Below are 20,925 nucleotides of genomic sequence, written 5' to 3'. Positions count from 1 at the left end.
CTTCAGTCCCAGCCTGCGACGTCGAAGCGCTAAGCGGACGCCGTCGAGGAGGCCCGGAAGATGCGCTCGAGCGCCGCCGGCGAGGTCGTGTTCTCGCCGAGCCGGTTCGGCTTGCCCGCGCCGTGGTAGTCGCTCGACCCCGTGACGACGAGGTCGTGCGCACGGGCGAACTCGAGCAGGTAAGCCTTGCCGTCGTCGGTGTTCTCGCGGTGGTCGACCTCGAGGCCGACGAGCCCCGCATCGACGAGCGAGGTGAGGTAGCGGGCGTCGAGCACATTGTCGCGGCCGTGCGTGGCCGGGTGCGCGAGCACCGGCACTCCCCCGGCGCCGCGGATCAGCTTCACGCCGTCGAGCGGGCTCGGCGCATAGAGGGGCTCGAAGTAGCCGCCCCGCGGGTGCAGCAGGGTCTCGAACGCCTCGCTGCGGTTCAGCACGTGGCCGCGGGTGACGAGCGCGTCGGCGATGTGCGGTCGGCCCACGGATGCCCCCGGCGCGGTGTGCGCGAGCACGTCCTCCCACGTCAGCTCGTAGTCCTCGGCGATGCGCGCCACCATCGACTCGGCGCGCGTGCGGCGCCCGTCCCGGATCCGCTCGCACTCGGCGACGAGCGCCGCGTCCTCCGGGTCGAAGAAGTAGGCGAGCATGTGCACGCTCTTCCAGCCGAAGCGGGTCGAGAGCTCCATGCCCGGGACGAAGTCGATGCCCTGCGCGGATGCCTCGGCCGAGGCATCCGCCCACCCGGCCGTCGAATCGTGGTCGGTGAGCGCGACGGTGCCGAGCCCGGCCGCCGCGGCCGCGCGCACGAGCTCTGCGGGTGTCTGCGTGCCGTCGGACACGCTCGAATGCGTGTGCAGATCGATCGGCTCACGGTACGGCACGTCACAATGCTAGACAATTGGTGCATGGACACGAGCGACGCGCTGACCACGACCAAGGCCCCCCGAGCCACCTCGAACCGCTCGACCCTGCCGCCGGCTGCGGCGTTCAAGGACTACATCGGCTCGCACTGGGCCGAGCGCACCGACGTCGTGCCGCCCGCCCGCGAGCAGGCCGCCTTCGCCGCGGCGCGCCGCGCCCGGCTGTCGGCCCTCTACCCGGGCAAGCGCCTCATCGTGCCCGCCGGCGGCGCCAAGGTGCGCAGCAACGACACCGACTACCCGTTCCGCGCCCACTCGGCGTTCTCGTGGCTCACCGGCTGGGGCGCCGACGCCGAGCCCGACTCGGTGCTGGTCATCCAGGGCGACGAGGCGACCCTGTACTTCCGGGAGCGCGCCGGCCGCGACTCCGACGAGTTCTACTCGAACCCCCAGATCGGCGAGTTCTGGATCGGCGCGCGCCCCTCGCTCGCTCAGGTGGCCGGCGATCTGGCGATCGCGACCGCCGGCATCGCCGACGCCGCCGCCGTCGTGTCGGCGTCCGACGCCGACACGATCGTGCTGCGCGAGGCGGACCCCGAGATCACCGCCGCGGTCGACGCGGCGCGAGGCGAGGCATCCGATCTTGAGCTGGACGCCCAGCTCGCACGCGATCTGTCCGAGCTGCGCCTCGTGAAGGACGAGTTCGAGCTCCGCGAGCTGCGCGCCGCGGTCGAGTCGACGAAGCGCGGTTTCGAGGACGTGATCCGCGCCCTGCCGCAGATCACCGCGCACGAGCGCGGCGAGCGCATCGTCGAGGGCGTCTTCTACACGCGCGCGCGCGGTGAGGGCAACGCCGTGGGCTACGACACGATCGCGGCGGCCGGCCCCCACGCGTGCATCCTGCACTGGACCCGCAACGACGGCCCCGTCGTGCCGGGCGACCTGATCCTGATCGACGCGGGCGTCGAGGGCGAGAGCCTGTACACCGCCGACATCACCCGCACGCTTCCCGTGAACGGCACGTTCACCGACGCGCAGCGACTCGTCTACGAGACCGTGCGCGAAGCGGCGGATGCCGCGTTCGCGGTGGCCCGCCCCGGCATCCGCTTCCGCGAGGTGCACGCCGCCGCGATGGAGGTCATCGCCAAGCGCACCGCCGATTGGGGGCTGCTGCCCGTCACGGCGGAAGAGGCGCTCGGGGCCGACGGCCAGCAGCACCGCCGCTACATGGTGCACGGCACGAGCCACCACCTCGGCCTCGACGTGCACGACTGCGCGGCGGCGCGGCGCGAGATGTACCAGGACGGCGTGCTCGAACCGGGCATGGTGTTCACGATCGAGCCCGGCCTCTACTTCCAGCCCGACGACCTCACGGTGCCAGAGCACCTGCGCGGCATCGGCGTGCGCATCGAGGACGACGTCGTGGTGACCGCGTCGGGCGTCGAGAGCCTCTCGGCGGGCATCCCCCGCACGGCCGACGAGGTCGAGGCGTGGATCGCCGGACTGCGGGGCTAGGGCGCCGCGGGCGGCCGACGGCGTGCCTTACGCGCGGCGCCTACGCGCGGCTTCCCGGCGGGCACGCCACCAGGCCCAGAAGCGCTGCAGCTGGGCGCGCGCCCAGCGCCCGAGGCGCCGGGCCCAGCGGAACTCGGTGCCGAGCACGGCGACGCCGATGAACACGATGAGCCACCCGGGCCCCGGCAGCGGCACGAGGATCAGGCCGCCGATGACGATCGCGCCGCCGATCACCGCGATCAGCAGGCGGTAGCTGAGATAGAGCCCCGGCCGGCGGCGCAGCCACCGTCGGCCGCGCGCGAGCGCTCGAGACCGGCTGGGGTGTGCTGCGGGCGACGTCGTCACCTCGCGAGCATCCCACGCCGAGTCTGTAAGCCGGCTCAGACTGCGATCAGAGAACGGTGCCCGTTCCCCGACCCGCGTTCGCGAGCACGTTGCGCGCGCGATTCGCGCTGTCGGGGTCGACCACGACGGCGTACGAGGTGGCGAGCACGGCGGTCTGCGAGGTGTAGTCGCGGCGACCGCGGGTGAGGGCGTACGACACCAGGCTGAACAGCATGCCGAAGCCGGCGCCGAGCAGCACGGCGGCGATCTCGAGGCTGAGATCGGCGCGGCCCGTATTGAAGATGAAGAGCACGATCGCGAGGAAGATGCCGAACCAGGCGCCGCTCGCGGCGCCGGCGAGCGCCACGCGGCCCCAGCTGAGCCGCCCCGTGATGTGCTCGACCGACTTGAGGTCGTTGCCCACGATCGAGACGCCGCCCACCGGGAAGTCCGCACGGGCCAGCACGTCGACGGTCTGCTGCGCGTCGAGATAGCTCTCGTACGTGGCGATCACCTCGCCCTTCGGAACGCTGGGAAGCTGGATTCCACGACGCCCACCGAGGGGGCCTGCGTTGCTCATAGCCCCATAGTGGCACGGGGCCTGCGGAATGGCGCCCGGACTAGGCTGTTTCCGTGAGTGCACAGCGGGTTTTCGTGGCGCGCCTGGCCGGCTGCCTCGTCTTCGACCCCGTCGGCGACCGGGTCGGCAAGGTGCGCGACGTCGTGGTCGTCTACCGCGGCGAGTCGGCCCCGCGCGTCGTCGGCCTCGTCGTCGAGATCCCGGGGAAGCGCCGCGTCTTCGTGTCGATCACCCGCGTGACATCCATCGGCGCCGGCCAGGTGATCACGACCGGCCTCATCAACGTGCGCCGCTTCGAGCCGCGCGCCGGTGAGCTGCGCGTGATCGCCGAGATCCTCGGCCGCCAGCTCGCCTTCCGCGACGGCAGCGGCACCGCGACGATCGAAGACGTCGCGATCACGCAGACCCCGAGCGGCCAGTGGGACGTGACGCAGCTCTTCGTGCGCCGCCCCAAGACCTCGTCCTCGCCCTTCGCGAAGGGCGCGACCCAGTTCGTCGCGTGGAGCGACATGCGCGAGACGGATGCCTCGGCCGCGGCCCCCCAGTCGGCGGAGCAGCTCATCGCGACCTACACCGATCTGAAGCCCGCAGACCTCGCGACCAGCCTGCTCGAGCTGCCCGCCGAGCGCCGCGTCGAGGTGGCGGCCGAGCTGCCCGACGAACGGCTCGCCGACGCGCTGGAAGAGATGCAGGAGCAGGACCAGGTCGAACTGCTGCGCGCCCTCGACGACGAGCGCGTCGCCGCGGTGCTCGACCAGATGCAGCCCGACGATGCGGCCGACCTGTTCGCCCAGCTGACGTCGGCCGAGCGCGAGCACCTGCTCGAGCTGATGGAGCCGGAAGAGGCCGAGGACGTGCGCCGGCTGCTCAACTACGCCCCCAACTCGGCCGGCGGCCTGATGACGACCGAGCCGGTCATCATGTCGGCCGACGCGACCGTGGCCGAGGCGCTCGCGCTCATCCGCCGCGAGGAGCTGCCGCCCGCCCTCGCGGCCTCGGTGTTCCTCACGCTGCCGCCGTACGAGCCGCCGACCGGGCGCTTCCTCGGCACCGTGCACTATCAGCGCATGCTGCGGCACCCGCCGCACGAGCGCCTCGGGGGCCTCGTCGACCAGGGCCTCGAGCCCGTGCTCGTCGACGCGACGATCGCCGAGGTGTCGCGCACCCTGGCGAGCTACAACCTCGTCGCCGTGCCGGTCGTCGACGAGAAGGGCCGCCTCGTCGGCGTCGTCACGATCGACGACATCCTCGACCACCTGCTGCCCGACGACTGGCGCCGCCGCGACGGCGAGGACGCCGCGCTGAAACGCACGGCCGCGGCACGGACGGGAAACATCGGCATCATCGGAAGGAGGTGACCCATGGCACGGGTCGACAACAAGTCCCTCGGGCTCGACGCTCCGAAGGGCCTCGCGGGCAGGGGGCGCCCCCGCCGCGACTCCGACCGCTTCGGCCGCTTCACCGAGTGGCTCGCCCGCGCGATGGGCACCCCGTGGTTCATCGCCGCGCTGACGGTGTTCTGTCTGCTGTGGCTCGCGTGGAACACGTACCTGCCCGACTCGTGGCACTTCGACTCGCAGCGCAACGGCTTCACGGTGCTCACCCTCGTGCTGTCGCTGCAGGCCTCCTACGCCGCGCCCCTGATCCTGCTCGCGCAGAACCGGCAGGACGACCGCGACCGCGTTCAGATCGAGCAGGACAGGCAGCGCGCCGAGCGGAACCTCGCCGACACCGAGTACCTCGCCCGTGAGGTCGTGGCGCTGCGCCTCGCGCTGCGCGACGTGCCGACGAAGGACTTTATCCGCCAGGAGCTGCGCGCGCTGCTCGACGAGCTCGACAGCGCCCGTGACGGCGGCGCGGAGCCCGCCGTGGACTCGGCGCCGTGAGCCTCGCCGATCGGGTCGGCGCCGCACTGGCATCCGTCATCGACCCCGAGATCAGGCGGCCGATCACCGAGCTCGACATGGTCGAGTCCGTTGCGGTCAGCGATGCCGGGCAGGCATCCGTCGCGATCAGGCTGACGATCGTGGGATGCCCCGCGGCCGACCGCATCGAGCGTGATGTGCGCACCGCCGTCGCCGCCGTGCCGGGCGTGACCGGTGTCGAGCTCGCCGTGGGCGTGATGAGCCCCGAGCAGCGGCAGGCGCTCACCGAGCGGCTGCGCGGCGGCCGTGCGCGCACGATGCCCTTCGGGCCCGACTCGCTGACCCGCGTCTACGCGGTCACCTCGGGCAAGGGCGGCGTGGGCAAGTCGACGCTCACGGCCAATCTCGCGGTGGCGCTCGCCGCGCGCGGGCTGCGCGTGGGGCTCGTCGACGCCGATGTGCACGGGTTCTCCATTCCCGGCATCCTCGGCCTGTCGGGGGCACGCCCCACGCGGGTGGGCGAGATGATCCTGCCGCCGGTCGCCTTCGACGTGAAGGTCGTCTCGATCGGCATGTTCCTCGACCCTGAGCGCGGCCAGGGGCCGTCGTCGGCGGTGGCCTGGCGCGGGCCGATGCTGCACCGCACCATCCAGCAGTTCCTCACCGACGTGTACTTCGGCGACCTCGACGTGCTGCTGCTCGACCTGCCGCCGGGCACGGGCGACATCGCGATCTCGGTCGGGCAGCTGCTGCCGAACGCCGAAGTCATCGTGGTGACCACGCCGCAGCTCGCGGCCGCCGAGGTGGCCGTGCGATCGGGGGCGCTCGCCGGCCAGACCGGCCAGAGCGTCTACGGCGTGATCGAGAACATGTCGGGCGAGCTGTTCGGCTCGGGCGGCGGGCAGCGCGTGGCCGATGAGCTCGGAGCGCCCCTGCTCGGCGCCGTGCCCCTGTCGGTCCCGCTGCGGGTCGGCGGCGACGAGGGCTCGCCCATCGTGGTCTCGGCGCCGGGCGACCCGGCGGCAGCGGTCATCGGGAAGATCGCCGACGGCATGGCGCACCGCCCGAGGAACCTGGCCGGGCGCTCCCTCGGAATCGCACCGCGCCCCAGCCGCTGAGGCCGCCGATTTCTTCCGGCGCGGCCTCTTCCTAGGTGGCCTCGGCGTCGAAGGGGGGCAGGGCGCCCGCCACCCGGGGCGGCGCGGGCTTCGTCGCGACCGCCGCGATGCCGACCACCTTCTCGGGCTCGTCGGCGGGGTCGTCTGACAGCAGCGCATCGGCGATGATGCGGCGCGGGTCGTACTGGCGGGGGTCGAGCTTCTTCCAGTCGATCTCGTCGAAGACCTCGGAGCCGACCTCTTCGCGCACCTTCTCGCGCGCGTCGTCGGCGTAGCGGCGCAGGTTGCGCACGAACTGGCCGAGCTTCTCGGCGTAGCCCGGCAGTCGCGTGGGACCGATCAGAATGACCGCGATGCCGGCCATGACCAGCAGCTTGTCGAACGAGATCCCAAACACCCGCTCATCGTAATCGCTCGCAGCCGTGCGTCTGACCAGCCCTCAGCTTCCCCGGCGGATATTCTGAGGACGGAAGTACGGAGGCCCATGTCGGACAACGACATCAACTGGAAGTTCGCGAACGATGTGGTCGTCGAGAGCGAGGTCATCGCTCGCGCGCGGCAGCATTCGCTCGAGCTCGGGGTCACCCCCGTCGCCCCCGCAGTGGGCGCGCAGGCATCCGTCATCGTCGCCGCAACGGGCGCGAGCAAGCTGATCGAGATCGGCACGGGTCTCGGCGTCTCGGGTCTGTGGCTGCTGCGCGGCGCGCGGGATGCCGAGCTGACCAGCATCGACACAGAGGTCGACCACCAGCAGCACGCCCGGCAGTTCTTCCTCGAGTCCGGTGCGCTGCCCGCGCGGCTGCGCCTCATCGCGGGCCGCGCGCTCGACGTGCTGCCGCGCATGAACGAGAACGCCTACGACGTGGTGCTCGTCGACGCCGACCCCGGCAACGTCATCGAATACGTCGAGCACGGCCTGCGCCTCGCGCGCCCCGGCGGCACCGTGCTCGTGCCGCACGCCCTCTGGCAGGGCAAGGTCGGCAACCCGGCGAACCGCGACGACGTCGCGACGGCGTTCCGCACGCTCATCGGCGAGATCTCGCAATCGGGCGCCGTCGTGAGCGCCCTCTCGACCGTGGGCGACGGGTTGCTGCAGATCACCAAGACAGCGCTCTAGAACGACACGGGCCCGAGCCGCTTAACCAAGAAGGCCGCCCTGACGGGCGGCCCTCATGAGACGTACTGGCTAGTTGGCACCGATGGCAGAAGCCAGCGCGTCGTGAAGCTCCTTGGCCTCGTCGTCGTTGACGGAAACGACCAGTCGGCCGCCGCCTTCCAGAGGCACGCGAACGATGATGAGACGCCCCTCCTTCACAGCCTCCATGGGTCCGTCTCCGGTTCTCGGCTTCATGGCCGCCATGTAGCTCCCCTTTCGTGGTTTCTACTCATTATCCCGCACGGGCTGAGGCGCCGGGGACCACCCACTCAGGGTCACGGCGGCGACCAGTCGTAGTCGCCGATGGTCCAGGCCAGCAGCAGCCAGCAGATCTGCGCCGCGAGGAACACGGCGACCATGCCCGCGCGGTACCACCGGGAACGCGGCGCGGCCACGACCCCGAGTGCGGGGAACAGCGGCAGCAGAATGCGGAACGTGCTCGACTGCGGGAAGAACACCGCGAGCACGTACAGCCCGTAGGAGAGCAGCCAGAGCCGCAGCTCGACGCCGAGTCGGCGCGCGGGCGGAACCAGCAGGAACAGCACGCCGAGGCCGACCAGCGCACCGAGCGCCACGTAGCCGACCCAGGCCGGGGTGTGCAGCCACAGCGTGAACCACCACTTCGCCCCCTGGATCCACGGCGTGAACGGGACGAGCGGCTCCCACCCCGTGTACGACACGCGCCACGACAGCTCGGTCTCGGTGTACGCGTTCGGGTAGCCCGTCACGCGGGCGGCGATCAGCGGCCAGGCGAGTCCGGAGACGAGGGCGACGATCGTCGCGCTGGCGGATGCCACGAGCTCGGGCATCCGCATCGGCTCGGTGCCTCGCCAGGCCCGCCACAGCCGCCACACGACCCACAGGCCGAGCGCGAGGGCCAGCGCGACTTCGCCCGGGCGCGTGAAGGCGGCGATGACGATCAGGGGCAGCATCCACCAGAAGCGGCGCTTCACCCAGAGGTAGAGGATCGCCGTGAGCAGCAGGGTGAACATCGCCTCGGCGTAGGCGACCTGGAAGAGCGCGGCGACCGGCGCGAGCTGGAACAGCACCGTCGCATACATGGCCGTCGAGGGGCGCAGGCGTGCGCGCATGAGCTTGTAGAAGAGGAGCGTCGCGCCCCACCCGCACAGCACGGTGACAAGAACGGCGGATGCCTCCCACGACATCCCCGTGAGCGCCATGACCCCCTTCACCACGTAGGGATAGACCGGCAGGAACGCCCATTGGTTCTGGGTGACGTGGCCCGTCGCGTCGAACTGCAGCACGCGCGGGTAGCCGACCTGGGCGATGATCTGATACCAGCGGCCGTCCCAGATGTTCGCGAACTGCAGGTAGCGGGGGTGCGCCCCCGTCCACGCGTTGGGGCCCTCGATGGCGGCCTGCCAGAGCAGCAGCAGCGTGTCGACGGCCCGGCCGAGCAGGAACACGACCGTGACGCGGGCCCACCACGGCAGGGCCCGCCATCTCATCGCGACGGCTCTCACTGCAGCCAGGCGCGCAGCGCGTCCTCGCAGGCGGTGATCTGCCGCGTCTCGACGCGCTCGTCGTCGGCGTGCGCGAGGCTCGGGTCGCCCGGCCCGAAGTTGACGGCAGGAATGCCGAGGGCGCTGAAGCGGGCGACGTCGGTCCAGCCGTACTTGGGCTTCGCCTCGAGCCCGACCGCATCGAGGAACTCGCGGGCGAGCGGGTCGTCGAGGCCGGGGCGGGCGCCCGGGGACAGGTCCTTCAGCTCGAACTCGCCGAGCGGCTCGAACAGGGCGCGCATGGCGGCTTCCGCCTCGTCGGTCGAGCGCGACGGCGCGAAGCGGTAGTTCACGTGGATGCGGCACTCGTCGGGGATGACGTTGCCCGCCACGCCCCCGCTCACGAGCACGGCGTTGAGCTGCTCGCGGTAGGCGAGGCCGTCGACCTCGATGGTCTCAGGCACGAAGTCGCTGAGCAGCTGCAAGACGGGCGCGGCCTTGTGGATCGCGTTCTCGCCCATCCAGCCGCGTGCGCTGTGGGCGCGTCTGCCACGGGTCACCACGTCGAAGCGCATCGTGCCGTTGCAGCCGCCCTCGACGGCGCCATTGCTCGGCTCGCCGAGGATCGCGAAGTCGCCGGCCAGCAGCTCGGGGCGGGTGCGGGCGAGGCGCGCGAGCCCGTTGAGGTCGCTCGTGACCTCTTCGTGGTCGTAGAACAGCCAGGTCACGTCGACGCTCGGCTCGGCGAGCTCGGCCGCGAGCTTCAGCGCGACGGCGACGCCGGGCTTCATGTCGACGGTGCCGCGACCCCAGAGGTACTCCACGCCGTCTTCCGTCGTCAGGCGCGTCGGCAGGTTGTGGTTCACGGGCACGGTGTCGATGTGACCGGCGATGACCACCCGGCGCGCACGACCGAGGCGAGTGCGGGCGACGACGAGATCCCCGTCGCGCAGGACCTCGAGGTGGGGCATCCGCTTCAGCGCCTGCTCGATCTCGTCGGCGAGCTCCTTCTCGTTGCCGCTGACCGACTCGATGTCGCAGATCTGGCGGGTCAGCTCGATCGAGGTCGCGGTGAGGTCGAGGGGCATGGCATCTAGATTAGGGGCGTGACTGATGACGCCCGCCTTGCCTGGGGCTACGGCCTCGCCACCGTTGCCGCCGACGACACCGTGCTCGACACCTGGTACCCCGAGCCGCAGCTCGGGCCGTTGCCCGAGACGTACGAGATCCCGGCGGAGCTCGCCGAGCTCGCGGGCCCCGACGACCGCCGCAACGTGCGCCTCGAGGCGGTCGTCGTCGCCATCGATCTGGATGCCCCCGTCGGCAGCACCTCTGACGCGTATCTGCGCCTGCACCTGCTCTCGCACCTGCTCGCGGCGCCGAACTCGCTGAATCTCGACGGCATCTTCGCGCACCTGCCGAACGTGGTCTTCACGTCGGCGGGTCCGGTTGCGGCATCCGACTACCCCGCTCTGCTGCCGACGCTGAAGCGCGCCGGCATCCAGGCGTACGCGGTCGACAAGTTCCCGCGCCTGCTCGACTACGTCGTACCCGATCGCGTGCGCATCGCGGATGCCTCGCGCGTGCGCCTCGGCGCGCACCTCTCCCCCGGAACCGTGGTCATGCACGAGGGCTTCGTGAACTTCAACGCGGGAACGCTCGGCACGTCGATGGTCGAGGGCCGCATCTCGCAGGGGGTCGTCGTCGGCGACGGCGCCGACATCGGCGGCGGGTCGTCGATCATGGGAACGCTCTCGGGCGGCGGCACGCAGCGCGTGGTGATCGGCTCGGGGGCGCTGCTCGGCGCGAACGCCGGCGTGGGCATCTCGCTCGGCGACGACTCGGTCGTCGAGGCCGGGCTGTACGTGACCGCCGGGTCGAAGGTGCAGCTCGTCGGCGAGCGCGACGAGAACGGGCAGCCGGTCTCGGTCAAGGCGGTGGAGCTGTCCGGCGTTCCGAACCTGCTATTCCGCCGCAACTCGCTGACGGGTGCCGTCGAGGCCGTGCAGCGCCAGGGCAAGGGGATCGAGCTGAACTCGGCCCTGCACGCGTAGCTCCGCGTACGACGCACGGCTGCACGCACGAAACGCCTCCGCGCGTACGCGGAACCGTGTTACGCGACGCGCGCACGCGCGCTCACACGGTGGATGCCTGCCGCGTGGGGTACCCGGCGTCCTCGCGGGCGAGGGTGCCGGCCACCTCGAGCACCACCCGGCCGAGGATGCGGCCCGCACGCATGTCGTCGAGCACCTCGTTGACGTCGGCGAACGGGTGCGTCGTGACGGTGGCGTGCACCTTGTCGCGGGCGGCGAAGTCGAGGGCCTCGGCGAGATCCGCGCGGGTGCCGACGATCGATCCGCGGATCGTCAGCCCGTTCAGCACCGTGTCGAACACGCTCACCGGGAAGGTTCCGGAGGGCAGCCCGACGAGCGAGATCGTCGCGCCGCGGCGTGCCATGCCGAGCGCCTGCGCCACCGCCTGCCCGCTCGGCGCCGTGACGAGCACACCGTGGGCGCCGCCGATCGCGCGCTGCACCTCGGCCGGGGCATCCGTCTTCGCGGCGTTGACCGTCATGGACGCGCCCAGCTCACGCGCGAGCGCGAGCTTCGCGTCGTCGATGTCCACGGCCGCGACGCTCAGGCCCATCGCGACGGCGTACTCGACGGCGAGGTGCCCGAGGCCGCCGATACCCGAGATCGCCACCCACTGCCCGGGCCGCACCTCGGTCGTCTTCAGCCCCTTGTAGACCGTGACGCCCGCGCAGAGGATCGGGGCCACCTGAGCCGGCTCGAGCGCCTCAGGCACCTTCGCCGCGTAGCGGGAGTCGACGATCATGTACTCCTGGAAGCTGCCGTCGACCGAATAGCCCGCGTTGCGCTGCCTGAGGCACAGGGTCTCGCGGCCGCTCGCGCAGTACTCGCACTCGCCGCATGCGGACCACAGCCAGGCGTTCCCGACGCGGTCGCCGACCGAGAGCGACGTGACCAGATGGCCGACGGCGACGACGCGGCCGACCCCCTCGTGACCCGGCACGAAGGGCAGCGCCGGCTTCACGGGCCAGTCGCCCTCGACCGCGTGTAGGTCCGTGTGGCACACGCCCGTGTACTCGACGCGGACGAGCGCCTCGAAGCCGTGCGGCAGGGGAACCACCCGCTCGTCGAACCCGAGCGGAGCGCCGAACTCTCGCGCCACTGCGGCGCGCATGCAATCGTGAGACATGCGGCAAGGATGCCCCCGCCCGCACCCCGCCGACAGGGACCGAAGACCCGTCGGCCGCCGCCCGAACAGCATCGGAAACTGCGGAAAAACTGCGATAGTCCGGCGGCAAGGGTGCGAAAGACCCGGCGGCAAATCGGCGCTAAAACGCGGGGGGCACCACAAATGGGGCATCCGCTCGAACCCTGCGCACGCGGCGTCTTCGCGCCCCGCGCGTCGACCGGGCCGGCCCCCGTCTTCCCTTGTCCCGACTGGGAAGAAGGGGGATCGGAAAAAGTGACGATTCCTCCCGTCAGGTCTTGACGGGTACCGATCGTTCTATCCCCCGCGCCGACTCGGCCGAACGGGGCTCTTGGCCCAGCGCGAACGGCTCGATTAGTTTCGCGCCGTGGGGACCGCAGGAGAGCAGAACGAGAAGCTGATCGTCGATCATCTGCCGCTGGTGGGCTACGTCGTCTCAGAGGTCGCGGGGCGGGCGGACCACCTCAGCCGCGATGACCTGGCCGCAGCGGGCGCCGTCGCGCTCGTCGAGGCGGCCCGTGCCTTCGACGCCGGTCGCGGCGTCCCCTTCGGCGCCTACGCGCGCGAGCGCATCGCCGGCGCCGTCCGCGACGAGATGCGGCGGGCCGACTGGGCCGGCCGCGCCGCGCGCCGCCAGATCACCGAGACCCTGCGCGCCGAGGAGCAGCTCACCGCCTCGCTCGGGCGCACCCCGACGACCGCTGAGCTCGCCGACACGCTCGGCGTCGACCGCGCCACGGCTGCCCAGGGCCTCGGCTTCGCCCACCGCACCGTCTCGAGCCTCGAAGACACCATGATCGAGGTCGTGAGCCCGCAGCTCTCGCCCGCCGACGTCGCGATCATGCGCGAGCGCCTCGGGCTGCTGCGGCAGGCGATCGACGCGCTTCCCGAGCGGCTGCGCACCATCATCGACGAGGTCTACCTCAAGGACCGGCCCGTCACCGAGGTCGCCGCCGAGCTCGGCGTCACGCACGGCGCCGTCTCGCAGCAGCGCGCGCAGGCCATCGCCCTGCTGCGCGGCGCGCTCGACAGCGTCTACGAGGACCAGCCGCAGAGCGCTCCCCGCTCGCCGCGCGCCGTTGCCTACCTCGACGCGTTCCGCCTCAGCGTGGGGCGCACCCCCAAAACGGGGAACATCGCCTGAGCTGATGTAACGGATGCCGCAGCCCGGCCGATAGGGCTCGGCGTAACGCCCCGCACCCACGGACGGGTGCGGTGAACCCACATCAAGGAAGAGACGATCATGGGATTCTCCGTCAACACCAACGTGTCGGCACTCCAGGCCTACAACAGCCTGAACAACACGCAGAACAAGCTGCAGAACTCGCTCCAGCGCCTCTCGAGCGGCTACCGCATCAACAACGCCGGCGACGACGCCGCCGGCCTGTCGATCTCGGAGGGCCTGCAGTCGCAGATCTCGGGCACCTCGGTCGCGAGCCGCAACGCCCAGGACGGCATCTCGCTGCTGCAGACGACCGACGGCGCGCTCACGCAGGTGCAGTCGATCCTGCACCGCATGCGCGACCTCGCCGTGCAGGGCGCGAACGACACCAACAACGCGGACTCGCGGGAGGCGATCCAGAACGAGGCCGACGAGCTCAGCAAGGAGCTCTACCGGATGTCGCAGAACACGACGTTCAACGGCATCAACCTGCTCCAGGGCGGAAACGCGCTGAACTTCCAGGTCGGCGCGGGCAGCGACGCGAGCAACACCATCTCGTTCGGCACGGTGGACCTGGCGACCTCGGTCGGCAGCCTCGCCTCGGCGGATGGCACGGCGGCGGGCACCGGCTTCGACGTCACGGACAACGGCACGGCCAACACCACGATCGCCGCGATCGACGCCGCGATCACCGCCGTCTCGAAGGACCAGTCGCGCATCGGCGCGACCGAGAACCGCTTCGCCGACGCCGTGCAGACCCTGGCCATCACGGGCCAGAACCTGTCGGCCGCGAACAGCCGCATCCAGGACACCGACATGGCGTCCGAGATGGTCGAGTACTCGCAGAAGTCGGTCCTGCAGCAGGCGGGCGTCTCGATGCTGGCCCAGGCGAACGCCTCGAGCCAGGGCATCCTGAAGCTCCTCGGCTAGAACCCAATGGGCGGGGGCGCCCCGGCGCCCCCGCTCCCCCACTCCGCACCAGGAAAGGACAGTCAGGCGACATGACCACCCCGCTCACCGGCCTGTCCTCGGGCCTGGACACCACGAGCCTCATCCAGACGCTGATGGCCGCGGCCTCTCAGCCGAAGACGCTTCTCGACAAGCAGATCACCACCCAGCAGTCCACCGTCGCCGGCCTGCAGAAGCTGAACGCCGCGTTCGCGAGCCTCGCGCAGCTGACCGACCCGTTCACCGGCACGAAGCTGACCTCGTTCTCGGTGACCTCGAGCCAGGCATCCGCCGCCGCGGGCACGGCGGACGCGACGGCGGCGCCCGGCCAGCTGAGCTTCACCGTGGACCAGCTCGCGAGCCGCCAGGTGGAGGTCACCGGCCCGCTCTCGGCCTGGCCGACGAACCCCCCGGCGCTCACCATCGTCGCGGCGGACGGCACGCAGACCTCCGTCACCCCCAGCTCGAGCAGTCTCGACAGCGTCGTCCAGGCGATCAATGCGGCGGGCGCGGGGGTGACCGCTCTCAAGGTGCAGGCGGGCACCGACGCCTCGGGCAACGCCCTCTTCCGCCTGCAGCTCTCGAGCAGCCAGACGGGCGCGAACGCCGCCTTCACCGTGCTCGACGGCAACGGCGTCGACATCATGGCGCAGTCCGGCGGCACCGTCGTGAGCACCGCGCAGGACGCGCAGCTGACCCTGTGGCCGGGAACCGGGGCGGCGCAGGCCGTGACGAGCTCGACGAACGAGTTCGACGACCTGATGCCGGGCGTCGACGTGACGGTCTCGCAGCCGAGCAGCACCCCCGTCACGCTCTCGATCGACCAGGACGTGGACACCGAGGCCACGACCCTCTCGACGCTGATCTCGTCGGTCGAGAGCATCCTGTCGGGCATCGCGCAGGGCGCGGCCACCACGACGACGACCGACTCGAGCGGCAACACGAGCGTCGTGTTCGGCTCGTTCACCGCCGACAGCACCGTGCGCGGCGCAGCGAGCGCCCTCACCGACGCGATGACGCTCGACGTCGACGGCGTCTCACCGTCGTCCATCGGCATCGAGCTCGACAAGGACGGCACCATCAGCTTCGACCAGGACGCATTCGAGGCGGCGATGCGGAGCGACCCGAAGGGCACCACCGACCTCTACAACGCCATCGCGGCCCGCGTGAACGCCGCCGCGACGCAGGCCTCGGACCCCTTTGACGGCACGCTCACGAGCGAGATCGCGAGCGACAACTCCTCGATCACGGCGATGCAGAAGAAGTCGGACGACATGCAGGCGCTGCTCGATCAGCAGCAGGCCACCCTGCAGCAGCAGTTCGCCTACATGGAGACCATGATGAGCCAGATCCAGTCGCAGGGCTCCTACGTGCAGTCGTACATCGACGCGCTGACGGGCTCGTCGTCATCGTCGAGCTCGAAGTGAAGGGGAGGCAGAAATGACCACCACCGCATTCCAGGCGCGCACCGCGTATGCCCGCGACGCGATCCTCTCGGCCACGCCCGCGCAGCTCGTCGTCATGCTCTACGACCGGCTCGAGCTCGACCTGCAGCGCGCCGAGCTCGCGCAGGCCGAGGAGCGGTGGGCGGATGCCTCGCAGCCGCTGCGCCACGCGCAGGACATCATCACCGAGCTGCAGCTCTCGCTGCGCCTCGACGTGTGGGACGACGCCGAGAAGCTCTTCGCGATCTACACCTACGTGCGCAACGCGCTCGTGGCCGCGAACGTCAGCCACGACATCGAGCGCACGCGCGAGGCGGCCCGCCTGATCGCCCCGCTCGCGTCGGCGTGGCGCACGGCGGCCGAAGAGGTCGGCCAGCTCTCGGCGCAGCAGCGGCTCGAGCAGCAGGGCGGCCTCGGTGTCGCCTGAGGACGCCTGGTGCGAGCTGCTCGGCCGGCTCGAGTCCGAGGTGCGCCGCGCCCGGGCCGGTGAGCCCCTCGAACCATGGCAGCCGCCGGCCGACATGCCGCCGCTGCCCGCCGCGCTCGTGACCCGCGCGCTCGCGCTGCGCGCGGCGCAGGCGGAGCTCGCGGCATCCGCCGCCGCTCGTCGCGAGCAGATCCTGCGCGCACTCGCGCGCGGGCGCCGCGCGTCGGCCAGCGCGACCGCGGAGCGCGCGCCGGTCTACCTCGACGCCGTCGGCTGACCCCGCCGGCGGACCCCGTCAGAGCACACGGACCCCCACAACGGGGCAATCCGCTAACCGGGCACGCGCCCAGCCCCGATAGGCACAGGCGGAGAGCACGGATTCGCTCCCGACGAGCGGCCACGGATCGGCCGGACATCGACCAGTCATCCTGTTGGGGCTCAGCATGATCGAATCCGTGACCCAGGCCGCGCTCACGAGCGCGCTCACCGGCCTCTCCACGCGCCAGCGCGTGATCGCCGACAACATCGCGAACATCAACACGCCGAACTACCAAGCCAAGCGCGTCACCTTCGAAGACGCCCTCGCCCAGTCGGTGGCGCAGGGCAGCGGCGCCGTCACCCCCGACGTGCTGCCGTCGCTCGAGCCGACGCAGACCAACGGCAACAACGTCAACCTCGACGAGGAGACGCTGAACAACATCGAGACCGGGCTGCGCTACCAGTTCGCGACCCAGGCCATGAACCAGCAGTTCCAGTCGCTGACCGCCGCCCTCAAGACGGCCTGAGCCGGAGGACGGGACGAACATGGCTGACGCGATCGGCATCGCCGGCACCGGGCTGACGGTGCACCGCAAATGGCTCGACGCCATCTCCGACAACATCGCCAACATCAACACCGCAGAGCCCATGAGCGGCAGTGCATTCCAGGCGCGCTACGTCGCCGTGCAGGCCGGCGCCGGCACCTCGGGCGTGTACGTCACGGGGGCGGCCTACGGCTCGGCGGAGGGCCGGGTCACCTACGACCCCGAGAACCCCGTCGCCGACGCCGAGGGCTATGTGCGGATGCCCGACATCGACCTCGGCTCGCAGATGGGCGCGCTCATCATGGCCCAGCGCGGCTACCAGGCGAACGCGGCGGTCGTCGACCGCGCGCAGGACGCCTACGAGGCCGCCCTCAAGATCGGGGCCAGCTGATGAGCGGCATCGACGCGATCTCCGGCCTGTCGGGCGTGCCGTCCTCCGCGCTCGCGGCGCTGCAGGCGGCGCAGTCCGGGCAGGGCGCCGCCGGCGCGGCATTCGCCGCCCCCACGACCGGCGGCAGCTTCGCGACCGCGCTCACGAGCGCGGTCGACGCCGTGCAGGGCACGCAGGAGACGGCGAACACGCTCGCCGTGCAGGCCGTGACCGGCAACCTCGACGACATCGCCGACGCGACGATCGCCGCCACCCGCGCGCAGGTGACCATGGAGCTTGCGAGCACGGTGCGCAACAAGGCGGTCGACGCGTTCAACCAGATCATGAACATGCAGGCCTGACACGATGCCCGCTCCCCTCGCCGCCTTCTTCCGCCGCCTCGGCGACTACGTGCGCGGCTTCAGCGCCGCGCAGCGCACCGTCGCGATCATCGGCATCGCAGCTGTCGTGCTCGGCGGCATCGCCCTCGCCAGCTGGCTCAGCAAGCCGTCGTACGCCCCGCTGTTCACGGGGCTGCAGGCCTCGGACGCCTCGGCGCTCGTCGACCAGCTGACGAGCGACGGCGTGCCCTACCAGCTGGAGGACGGCGGCTCGAGCGTGCTCGTGCCGCAGGACAAGGTGTACGCAGAGCGCCTCAAGGCCGCGTCGAACAACCTGCCCTCGAACACGACGAGCGGCTACGCCCTGCTCGACAACATGGGGGTGACGACGAGCCAGTTCCAGCAGGACGTCACCTACAAGCAGGCGATGGAGGACGAGCTCGCGTCGACCATCGAGGCGATGGACGGCGTGAAGACGGCCTCGGTCAAGCTCGCGATCCCCGAGCAGACCGTCTTCACGGACGAGAAGAGCGACCCCACGGCATCCGTGTTCGTCGCGACGACCGGCAAGCAGGACCTCAGCGACGACCAGGTGGATGCGATCGTGCACCTCACGAGCGCCTCGATTCCCGACATGAAGCCGGCGGATGTCAGCGTGGTCGACGCCCAGGGCAAGGTGCTCTCGGCGATCGGCGGCACGACGACCGACGCCGCGGGCAAGAGCCAGACCGCCTACGAGGCGAAGACCCAGCAGTCGCTGCAGGCCATGCTCGACACGATCGTCGGGCCCGGCAACTCGACGGTCGCCGTCTCGACCGACGTGAACTCGAGCACGGCGCAGCAGACCTCGACCGAGTTCTCGGTGCCGACCGGTTCCCCCGCCGCGACCGAGAGCGCGCAGAGCGAGCAGTACAGCGGCTCGGGCGCGGCCGGGTCGACCGGCGTGCTGGGCCCCGACAACATCGCGGGGCCGACGGATGCCGCAGGCGACGGCTCCTATACGAACAGCGGCACCACCAAGACCAACGCGCTCAACCAGACCACGACGAAGACCACGACGCCGCCCGGCGCCGTCACCCGCCAGACCGTCTCGGTCGCCGTGAGCCAGAAGGCCGCGAAGGGCGTCGACCTGAACGGGCTCACGCAGCTCGTCGAGTCGGCGGCGGGCTACGACGCCAAGCGCGGGGACATCGTCACGGTGCAGGCGGTGCCGTTCAGCACCTCCGCCGCCGCGGCGGCGCAGAACGCGCTCGACGACAGCGCCGCGCAGCAGCAGGCCGAGGCGAAGCAGAAGCTGCTCATGAACCTCGGGCTCATCGGCGGCATCGTCGCCGTGCTGATCGCGGCGATCGTCGCACTGCTCGTGACGCGCCGCCGCGGCGGCCGCCGCGAGGGCGTACTCGTCGACGAGGTCCTCGATTCCGACGAGATGGCCGAGCTGCTGCCCGGCTTCGGCGCGGCGCCCGCCCCTGCACCGCAGCCCGAGCCGCTTCCCGGGCCCGTGGCCGGCACGCTGCCCGAGACGCTGCCGCTCCCCGCCGCCGAGAGCGCCGCGACGCTCGAGGCGCGCAAGCGCGAGGTCACGGCGCTCGCCGGCAGCGACCCGGCACACACCGCCGCCGTGCTGCGCGCGCTGATGGATCAGGAGGCGCAGCTCTGATGCCCGCCCCTCTCTCCGGAACGCAGAAGGCCGCCGTCGTGCTGATGAACCTGCCAGAGCATGCCGCCGCGTCGGTGCTGAAGCAGCTGACCCAGCCCGAGGCCGAGGACATCGCGGCTGAGATCGTGCGGCTGCGCCGCGTCGATGCGGACACCGTCGCGCGCACCTTCGAGGAGTTCCGCCGGATCTCGGCCAGCGGGCCGCTCGCGGTGCGCGGCGGCCGCGATGTCGCGACCGGCATGCTCACGGCCGCCTTCGGCGACGACGGCGCCGCGGGGCTCATGGGGCGGGTGACCTCACAGGTCGCGGGCAAGGCGTTCGAGTTCCTCGACGACGTCGAGCCGACGCAGATCGTCACCCTGCTCGACGGCGAGCTGCCGCAGACCGTCGCGCTCGTGCTCGCGCACCTCGCGCCGGCGCCCGCCGCGCGGGTGCTGGCTCTGTTCGACGACGAGGCCCGCGTCGAGATCGCGCGGCGCATCGCCACGATGTCGCCGGCGCTGCCCGAGGCGGTGGCGATCGTCGCGGCCTCGCTCAAGGCCCGCTCGGCCGCCGTCGTCGCGCCGCGCGCCCCCGGTGACGCGATCGGCGGCGTGCAGCCGCTCGTCGAGATCATCAACCGCTCCGACGCGAAAACCGAGCGGGCCATGCTCGCCGCGCTCGACGAGCGCGACCCCGAGCTCGCCGAAGAGGTGCGCTCGCGCATGCTCACCTTCTCCGACCTGGTCCGCTTCGACCCTCGCGACGTGCAGCAGGTGCTGCGCGGCACCGACCCCGCCGTTCTCGCCGTCGCGCTCAAGGGCGCGAGCGAGGCCGTCACGCAGACCGTGCGCAACAACCTCTCCGAGCACAACCGCTCGCTGCTCGACGAAGAGGTCCGGCTGCTCGCCCCGGTGCGGGCCTCGCAGGTCGACGAGGCCCGCGCGACCGTCGTGCGCGCGATCCGCGAGCTCGAGGCATCCGGCGGCATCACGCTGCGCCGCGCCGCCGAGGAGGACGTCTATGTCGACTGAGCACGTCGAGGACCAGTCGTTCGCCTCCGTCGCCTTCGCCGACCTGATCGGCGGCGCGGGTACCGGCGCGGCCGCCGCGGCGCGCCGCGACGCCGAGCTGCGCGGGTACGCGGCGGGCTACGCCGCGGGAGCGCGCAGGGCCGAGCGGATGCTGGAGGAGCGGCGCACCGCGCTCGAAGCCGTCACCCGCCGGCACCGCGAGGCGGCCGCCGCGGCCGAAGCCGCCCGCGAGGCCCGGCTCGAGCAGGTTCTCGCGGCGCTCGACGCGCGGCTCGAGCCGACGCTCGACGCGGCGCGGGGGGCTCTGCTCGGTGCCGCCGTCGAGCTCGCCGAGGCGCTCCTCGGGCGCGAGCTGGACGACGACGAGCTGTCGGCGCGGGCCATCGCCGCGCGCGTGATCGCGCACGACGAGGAGCGCGCCGTGACTCGCGTGCGGGTGCACCCGGCGGAGGCATCCGATGTCGCCCTCATGCTCACCGGGCGGTCCGTCGACGTCGTCGGCGACGCCTCGCTCGCACGCGGCGACGCGATCGCCGAGCTGCCAGACGGCTTCCTCGACGCCCGCATCACGACGGCGCTCGCGCGCGTGCGCCGGGCGCTGGCCGACGAGGGGCTCGCCGCAGGGGGCGGTGCGCGGTGAT

Annotated in this window: 25 protein-coding genes; 17 read left to right on the top strand and 8 right to left on the bottom strand. The window is 71.6% G+C overall.

Going from position 1 to position 20,925, the window contains the following annotated elements:
- Window positions 1-29: 29 nt before the first annotated feature.
- Window positions 30-878, bottom strand: coding sequence for a PHP domain-containing protein (locus ABD716_RS04175; protein WP_344774106.1), 849 nt, complete (start codon window positions 876-878; stop codon window positions 30-32).
- Window positions 879-902: 24 nt separating this feature from the next.
- On the opposite strand from ABD716_RS04175, the gene ABD716_RS04170 reads away from it, so the two are divergent.
- Entirely contained in the window at window positions 903-2,372 is a 1,470-nt protein-coding gene (locus ABD716_RS04170; RefSeq protein WP_344774104.1) for an aminopeptidase P family protein, read from the top strand.
- 27 nt (window positions 2,373-2,399) lie between these two features.
- Here the strand turns inward: ABD716_RS04170 and ABD716_RS04165 are convergent, their stop codons facing one another.
- Together ABD716_RS04165 and ABD716_RS04160 are read right to left on the bottom strand one after the other, a co-directional pair.
- Window positions 2,400-2,717, bottom strand: a complete 318-nt coding sequence (locus ABD716_RS04165) for a TIGR02611 family protein (protein ID WP_344774102.1) — start codon at window positions 2,715-2,717, stop codon at window positions 2,400-2,402.
- Between the two features lie 46 nt (window positions 2,718-2,763).
- Window positions 2,764-3,276, bottom strand: a complete 513-nt coding sequence (locus ABD716_RS04160) for a YflT domain-containing protein (protein WP_344774100.1) — start codon at window positions 3,274-3,276, stop codon at window positions 2,764-2,766.
- Between the two features lie 53 nt (window positions 3,277-3,329).
- On the opposite strand from ABD716_RS04160, the gene ABD716_RS04155 reads away from it, so the two are divergent.
- The 3 genes from ABD716_RS04155 to ABD716_RS04145 are packed head-to-tail and all read left to right on the top strand — an operon-like array spanning window position 3,330 to window position 6,259.
- A complete protein-coding gene (locus tag ABD716_RS04155) occupies window positions 3,330-4,634 on the top strand; it encodes a magnesium transporter MgtE N-terminal domain-containing protein (RefSeq protein WP_344774098.1) in 1,305 nt (434 codons plus the stop codon).
- A gap of 3 nt (window positions 4,635-4,637) precedes the next feature.
- Window positions 4,638-5,162 carry a DUF1003 domain-containing protein gene (locus ABD716_RS04150; RefSeq protein ID WP_344774096.1) on the top strand — a complete coding sequence of 175 codons (525 nt, stop codon included), beginning with the start codon at window positions 4,638-4,640 and terminating at the stop codon, window positions 5,160-5,162.
- Window positions 5,159-6,259 (top strand): Mrp/NBP35 family ATP-binding protein, encoded by a 1,101-nt coding sequence (locus ABD716_RS04145; RefSeq protein ID WP_344774094.1) that lies wholly within the window; start codon window positions 5,159-5,161, stop codon window positions 6,257-6,259. Before ABD716_RS04150 ends, ABD716_RS04145 begins: the two co-directional genes overlap by 4 nt.
- A gap of 31 nt (window positions 6,260-6,290) precedes the next feature.
- Here the strand turns inward: ABD716_RS04145 and ABD716_RS04140 are convergent, their stop codons facing one another.
- Window positions 6,291-6,656, bottom strand: coding sequence for a twin-arginine translocase TatA/TatE family subunit (locus ABD716_RS04140; RefSeq protein ID WP_344774092.1), 366 nt, complete (start codon window positions 6,654-6,656; stop codon window positions 6,291-6,293).
- A gap of 87 nt (window positions 6,657-6,743) precedes the next feature.
- Here ABD716_RS04140 and ABD716_RS04135 point away from each other — a divergent pair, with 87 nt between their 5' ends.
- Window positions 6,744-7,376 (top strand): O-methyltransferase, encoded by a 633-nt coding sequence (locus ABD716_RS04135; RefSeq protein WP_344774090.1) that lies wholly within the window; start codon window positions 6,744-6,746, stop codon window positions 7,374-7,376.
- A gap of 69 nt (window positions 7,377-7,445) precedes the next feature.
- Here the strand turns inward: ABD716_RS04135 and ABD716_RS04130 are convergent, their stop codons facing one another.
- The 3 genes from ABD716_RS04130 to dapE all read right to left on the bottom strand — a co-directional run bounded on the left by ABD716_RS04130 (window position 7,446) and on the right by dapE (window position 9,966).
- Window positions 7,446-7,619, bottom strand: coding sequence for a DUF3117 domain-containing protein (locus ABD716_RS04130; protein WP_344774088.1), 174 nt, complete (start codon window positions 7,617-7,619; stop codon window positions 7,446-7,448).
- Window positions 7,620-7,690: 71 nt separating this feature from the next.
- Window positions 7,691-8,884, bottom strand: coding sequence for a hypothetical protein (locus ABD716_RS04125; RefSeq protein ID WP_344774086.1), 1,194 nt, complete (start codon window positions 8,882-8,884; stop codon window positions 7,691-7,693).
- An 11-nt stretch (window positions 8,885-8,895) separates the two neighbouring features.
- Window positions 8,896-9,966: a succinyl-diaminopimelate desuccinylase gene (dapE, locus tag ABD716_RS04120; RefSeq protein ID WP_344774084.1), complete on the bottom strand. Its 1,071-nt coding sequence runs from the start codon at window positions 9,964-9,966 to the stop codon at window positions 8,896-8,898.
- An 18-nt stretch (window positions 9,967-9,984) separates the two neighbouring features.
- Here dapE and dapD point away from each other — a divergent pair, with 18 nt between their 5' ends.
- Window positions 9,985-10,932 carry a 2,3,4,5-tetrahydropyridine-2,6-dicarboxylate N-succinyltransferase gene (gene dapD, locus ABD716_RS04115; RefSeq protein WP_344774082.1) on the top strand — a complete coding sequence of 316 codons (948 nt, stop codon included), beginning with the start codon at window positions 9,985-9,987 and terminating at the stop codon, window positions 10,930-10,932.
- Between the two features lie 82 nt (window positions 10,933-11,014).
- On the opposite strand, the gene adhP is transcribed toward dapD, so the two are convergent.
- The gene (gene adhP, locus ABD716_RS04110; protein WP_344774310.1) at window positions 11,015-12,082 is read right to left on the bottom strand and encodes an alcohol dehydrogenase AdhP; all 1,068 of its coding nucleotides are present in this window, start codon (window positions 12,080-12,082) and stop codon (window positions 11,015-11,017) included.
- Window positions 12,083-12,482: 400 nt separating this feature from the next.
- On the opposite strand from adhP, the gene ABD716_RS04105 reads away from it, so the two are divergent.
- From ABD716_RS04105 to ABD716_RS04055, 11 genes are all read left to right on the top strand, one after another.
- Window positions 12,483-13,259 carry a sigma-70 family RNA polymerase sigma factor gene (locus ABD716_RS04105; protein ID WP_344774080.1) on the top strand — a complete coding sequence of 259 codons (777 nt, stop codon included), beginning with the start codon at window positions 12,483-12,485 and terminating at the stop codon, window positions 13,257-13,259.
- A 99-nt stretch (window positions 13,260-13,358) separates the two neighbouring features.
- Complete coding sequence (locus ABD716_RS04100) at window positions 13,359-14,207, top strand: flagellin N-terminal helical domain-containing protein (RefSeq protein ID WP_344774078.1); 849 nt, start codon at window positions 13,359-13,361, stop codon at window positions 14,205-14,207.
- A 71-nt stretch (window positions 14,208-14,278) separates the two neighbouring features.
- The gene (gene fliD / locus ABD716_RS04095; RefSeq protein ID WP_344774076.1) at window positions 14,279-15,652 is read left to right on the top strand and encodes a flagellar filament capping protein FliD; all 1,374 of its coding nucleotides are present in this window, start codon (window positions 14,279-14,281) and stop codon (window positions 15,650-15,652) included.
- A 13-nt stretch (window positions 15,653-15,665) separates the two neighbouring features.
- Entirely contained in the window at window positions 15,666-16,097 is a 432-nt protein-coding gene (gene fliS / locus ABD716_RS04090; protein WP_344774074.1) for a flagellar export chaperone FliS, read from the top strand.
- The gene (locus tag ABD716_RS04085) at window positions 16,087-16,374 is read left to right on the top strand and encodes a hypothetical protein (protein ID WP_344774072.1); all 288 of its coding nucleotides are present in this window, start codon (window positions 16,087-16,089) and stop codon (window positions 16,372-16,374) included. Before fliS ends, ABD716_RS04085 begins: the two co-directional genes overlap by 11 nt.
- Window positions 16,375-16,540: 166 nt before the next feature.
- On the top strand, window positions 16,541-16,882 hold the full coding sequence (gene flgB / locus ABD716_RS04080; protein WP_344774070.1) for a flagellar basal body rod protein FlgB: 342 nt from the start codon (window positions 16,541-16,543) through the stop codon (window positions 16,880-16,882).
- Window positions 16,883-16,901: 19 nt separating this feature from the next.
- Window positions 16,902-17,291, top strand: coding sequence for a flagellar basal body rod protein FlgC (locus tag ABD716_RS04075; protein ID WP_344774068.1), 390 nt, complete (start codon window positions 16,902-16,904; stop codon window positions 17,289-17,291).
- Window positions 17,291-17,632, top strand: coding sequence for a flagellar hook-basal body complex protein FliE (gene fliE, locus ABD716_RS04070; protein WP_344774066.1), 342 nt, complete (start codon window positions 17,291-17,293; stop codon window positions 17,630-17,632). Before ABD716_RS04075 ends, fliE begins: the two co-directional genes overlap by 1 nt.
- 4 nt (window positions 17,633-17,636) lie before the next feature.
- Window positions 17,637-19,271 carry a flagellar basal-body MS-ring/collar protein FliF gene (gene fliF, locus ABD716_RS04065; RefSeq protein WP_344774064.1) on the top strand — a complete coding sequence of 545 codons (1,635 nt, stop codon included), beginning with the start codon at window positions 17,637-17,639 and terminating at the stop codon, window positions 19,269-19,271.
- The gene (gene fliG, locus ABD716_RS04060; protein WP_344774062.1) at window positions 19,271-20,284 is read left to right on the top strand and encodes a flagellar motor switch protein FliG; all 1,014 of its coding nucleotides are present in this window, start codon (window positions 19,271-19,273) and stop codon (window positions 20,282-20,284) included. Before fliF ends, fliG begins: the two co-directional genes overlap by 1 nt.
- A complete protein-coding gene (locus ABD716_RS04055; RefSeq protein ID WP_344774060.1) occupies window positions 20,274-20,924 on the top strand; it encodes a FliH/SctL family protein in 651 nt (216 codons plus the stop codon). The genes fliG and ABD716_RS04055 overlap by 11 nt, the downstream gene beginning before the upstream one ends.
- Window position 20,925: the final 1 nt, after the last annotated feature.

Source organism: Gryllotalpicola kribbensis (assembly GCF_039538245.1).
Lineage (GTDB): Bacteria > Actinomycetota > Actinomycetes > Actinomycetales > Microbacteriaceae > Gryllotalpicola > Gryllotalpicola kribbensis.
The sequence above is the reverse complement of the archived record's forward strand: the minus strand, read 5'-3'. Positions and strand labels throughout refer to the sequence as shown.

Coding starts and splice junctions, on each gene's coding strand:
- ABD716_RS04170 (WP_344774104.1), top strand. CDS start 903: ATGGACACGAGCGACGCGCTGACCACGACCAAGGCCCCCCGAGCCACC.
- ABD716_RS04160 (WP_344774100.1), bottom strand. CDS start 3,276: ATGAGCAACGCAGGCCCCCTCGGTGGGCGTCGTGGAATCCAGCTTCCC.
- ABD716_RS04150 (WP_344774096.1), top strand. CDS start 4,638: ATGGCACGGGTCGACAACAAGTCCCTCGGGCTCGACGCTCCGAAGGGC.
- ABD716_RS04135 (WP_344774090.1), top strand. CDS start 6,744: ATGTCGGACAACGACATCAACTGGAAGTTCGCGAACGATGTGGTCGTC.
- ABD716_RS04130 (WP_344774088.1), bottom strand. CDS start 7,619: ATGGCGGCCATGAAGCCGAGAACCGGAGACGGACCCATGGAGGCTGTG.
- ABD716_RS04125 (WP_344774086.1), bottom strand. CDS start 8,884: ATGAGATGGCGGGCCCTGCCGTGGTGGGCCCGCGTCACGGTCGTGTTC.
- dapE (WP_344774084.1), bottom strand. CDS start 9,966: ATGCCCCTCGACCTCACCGCGACCTCGATCGAGCTGACCCGCCAGATC.
- adhP (WP_344774310.1), bottom strand. CDS start 12,082: ATGCGCGCCGCAGTGGCGCGAGAGTTCGGCGCTCCGCTCGGGTTCGAC.
- ABD716_RS04100 (WP_344774078.1), top strand. CDS start 13,359: ATGGGATTCTCCGTCAACACCAACGTGTCGGCACTCCAGGCCTACAAC.
- fliD (WP_344774076.1), top strand. CDS start 14,279: ATGACCACCCCGCTCACCGGCCTGTCCTCGGGCCTGGACACCACGAGC.
- fliS (WP_344774074.1), top strand. CDS start 15,666: ATGACCACCACCGCATTCCAGGCGCGCACCGCGTATGCCCGCGACGCG.
- flgB (WP_344774070.1), top strand. CDS start 16,541: ATGATCGAATCCGTGACCCAGGCCGCGCTCACGAGCGCGCTCACCGGC.
- ABD716_RS04075 (WP_344774068.1), top strand. CDS start 16,902: ATGGCTGACGCGATCGGCATCGCCGGCACCGGGCTGACGGTGCACCGC.
- fliE (WP_344774066.1), top strand. CDS start 17,291: ATGAGCGGCATCGACGCGATCTCCGGCCTGTCGGGCGTGCCGTCCTCC.
- fliF (WP_344774064.1), top strand. CDS start 17,637: ATGCCCGCTCCCCTCGCCGCCTTCTTCCGCCGCCTCGGCGACTACGTG.
- fliG (WP_344774062.1), top strand. CDS start 19,271: ATGCCCGCCCCTCTCTCCGGAACGCAGAAGGCCGCCGTCGTGCTGATG.
- ABD716_RS04055 (WP_344774060.1), top strand. CDS start 20,274: ATGTCGACTGAGCACGTCGAGGACCAGTCGTTCGCCTCCGTCGCCTTC.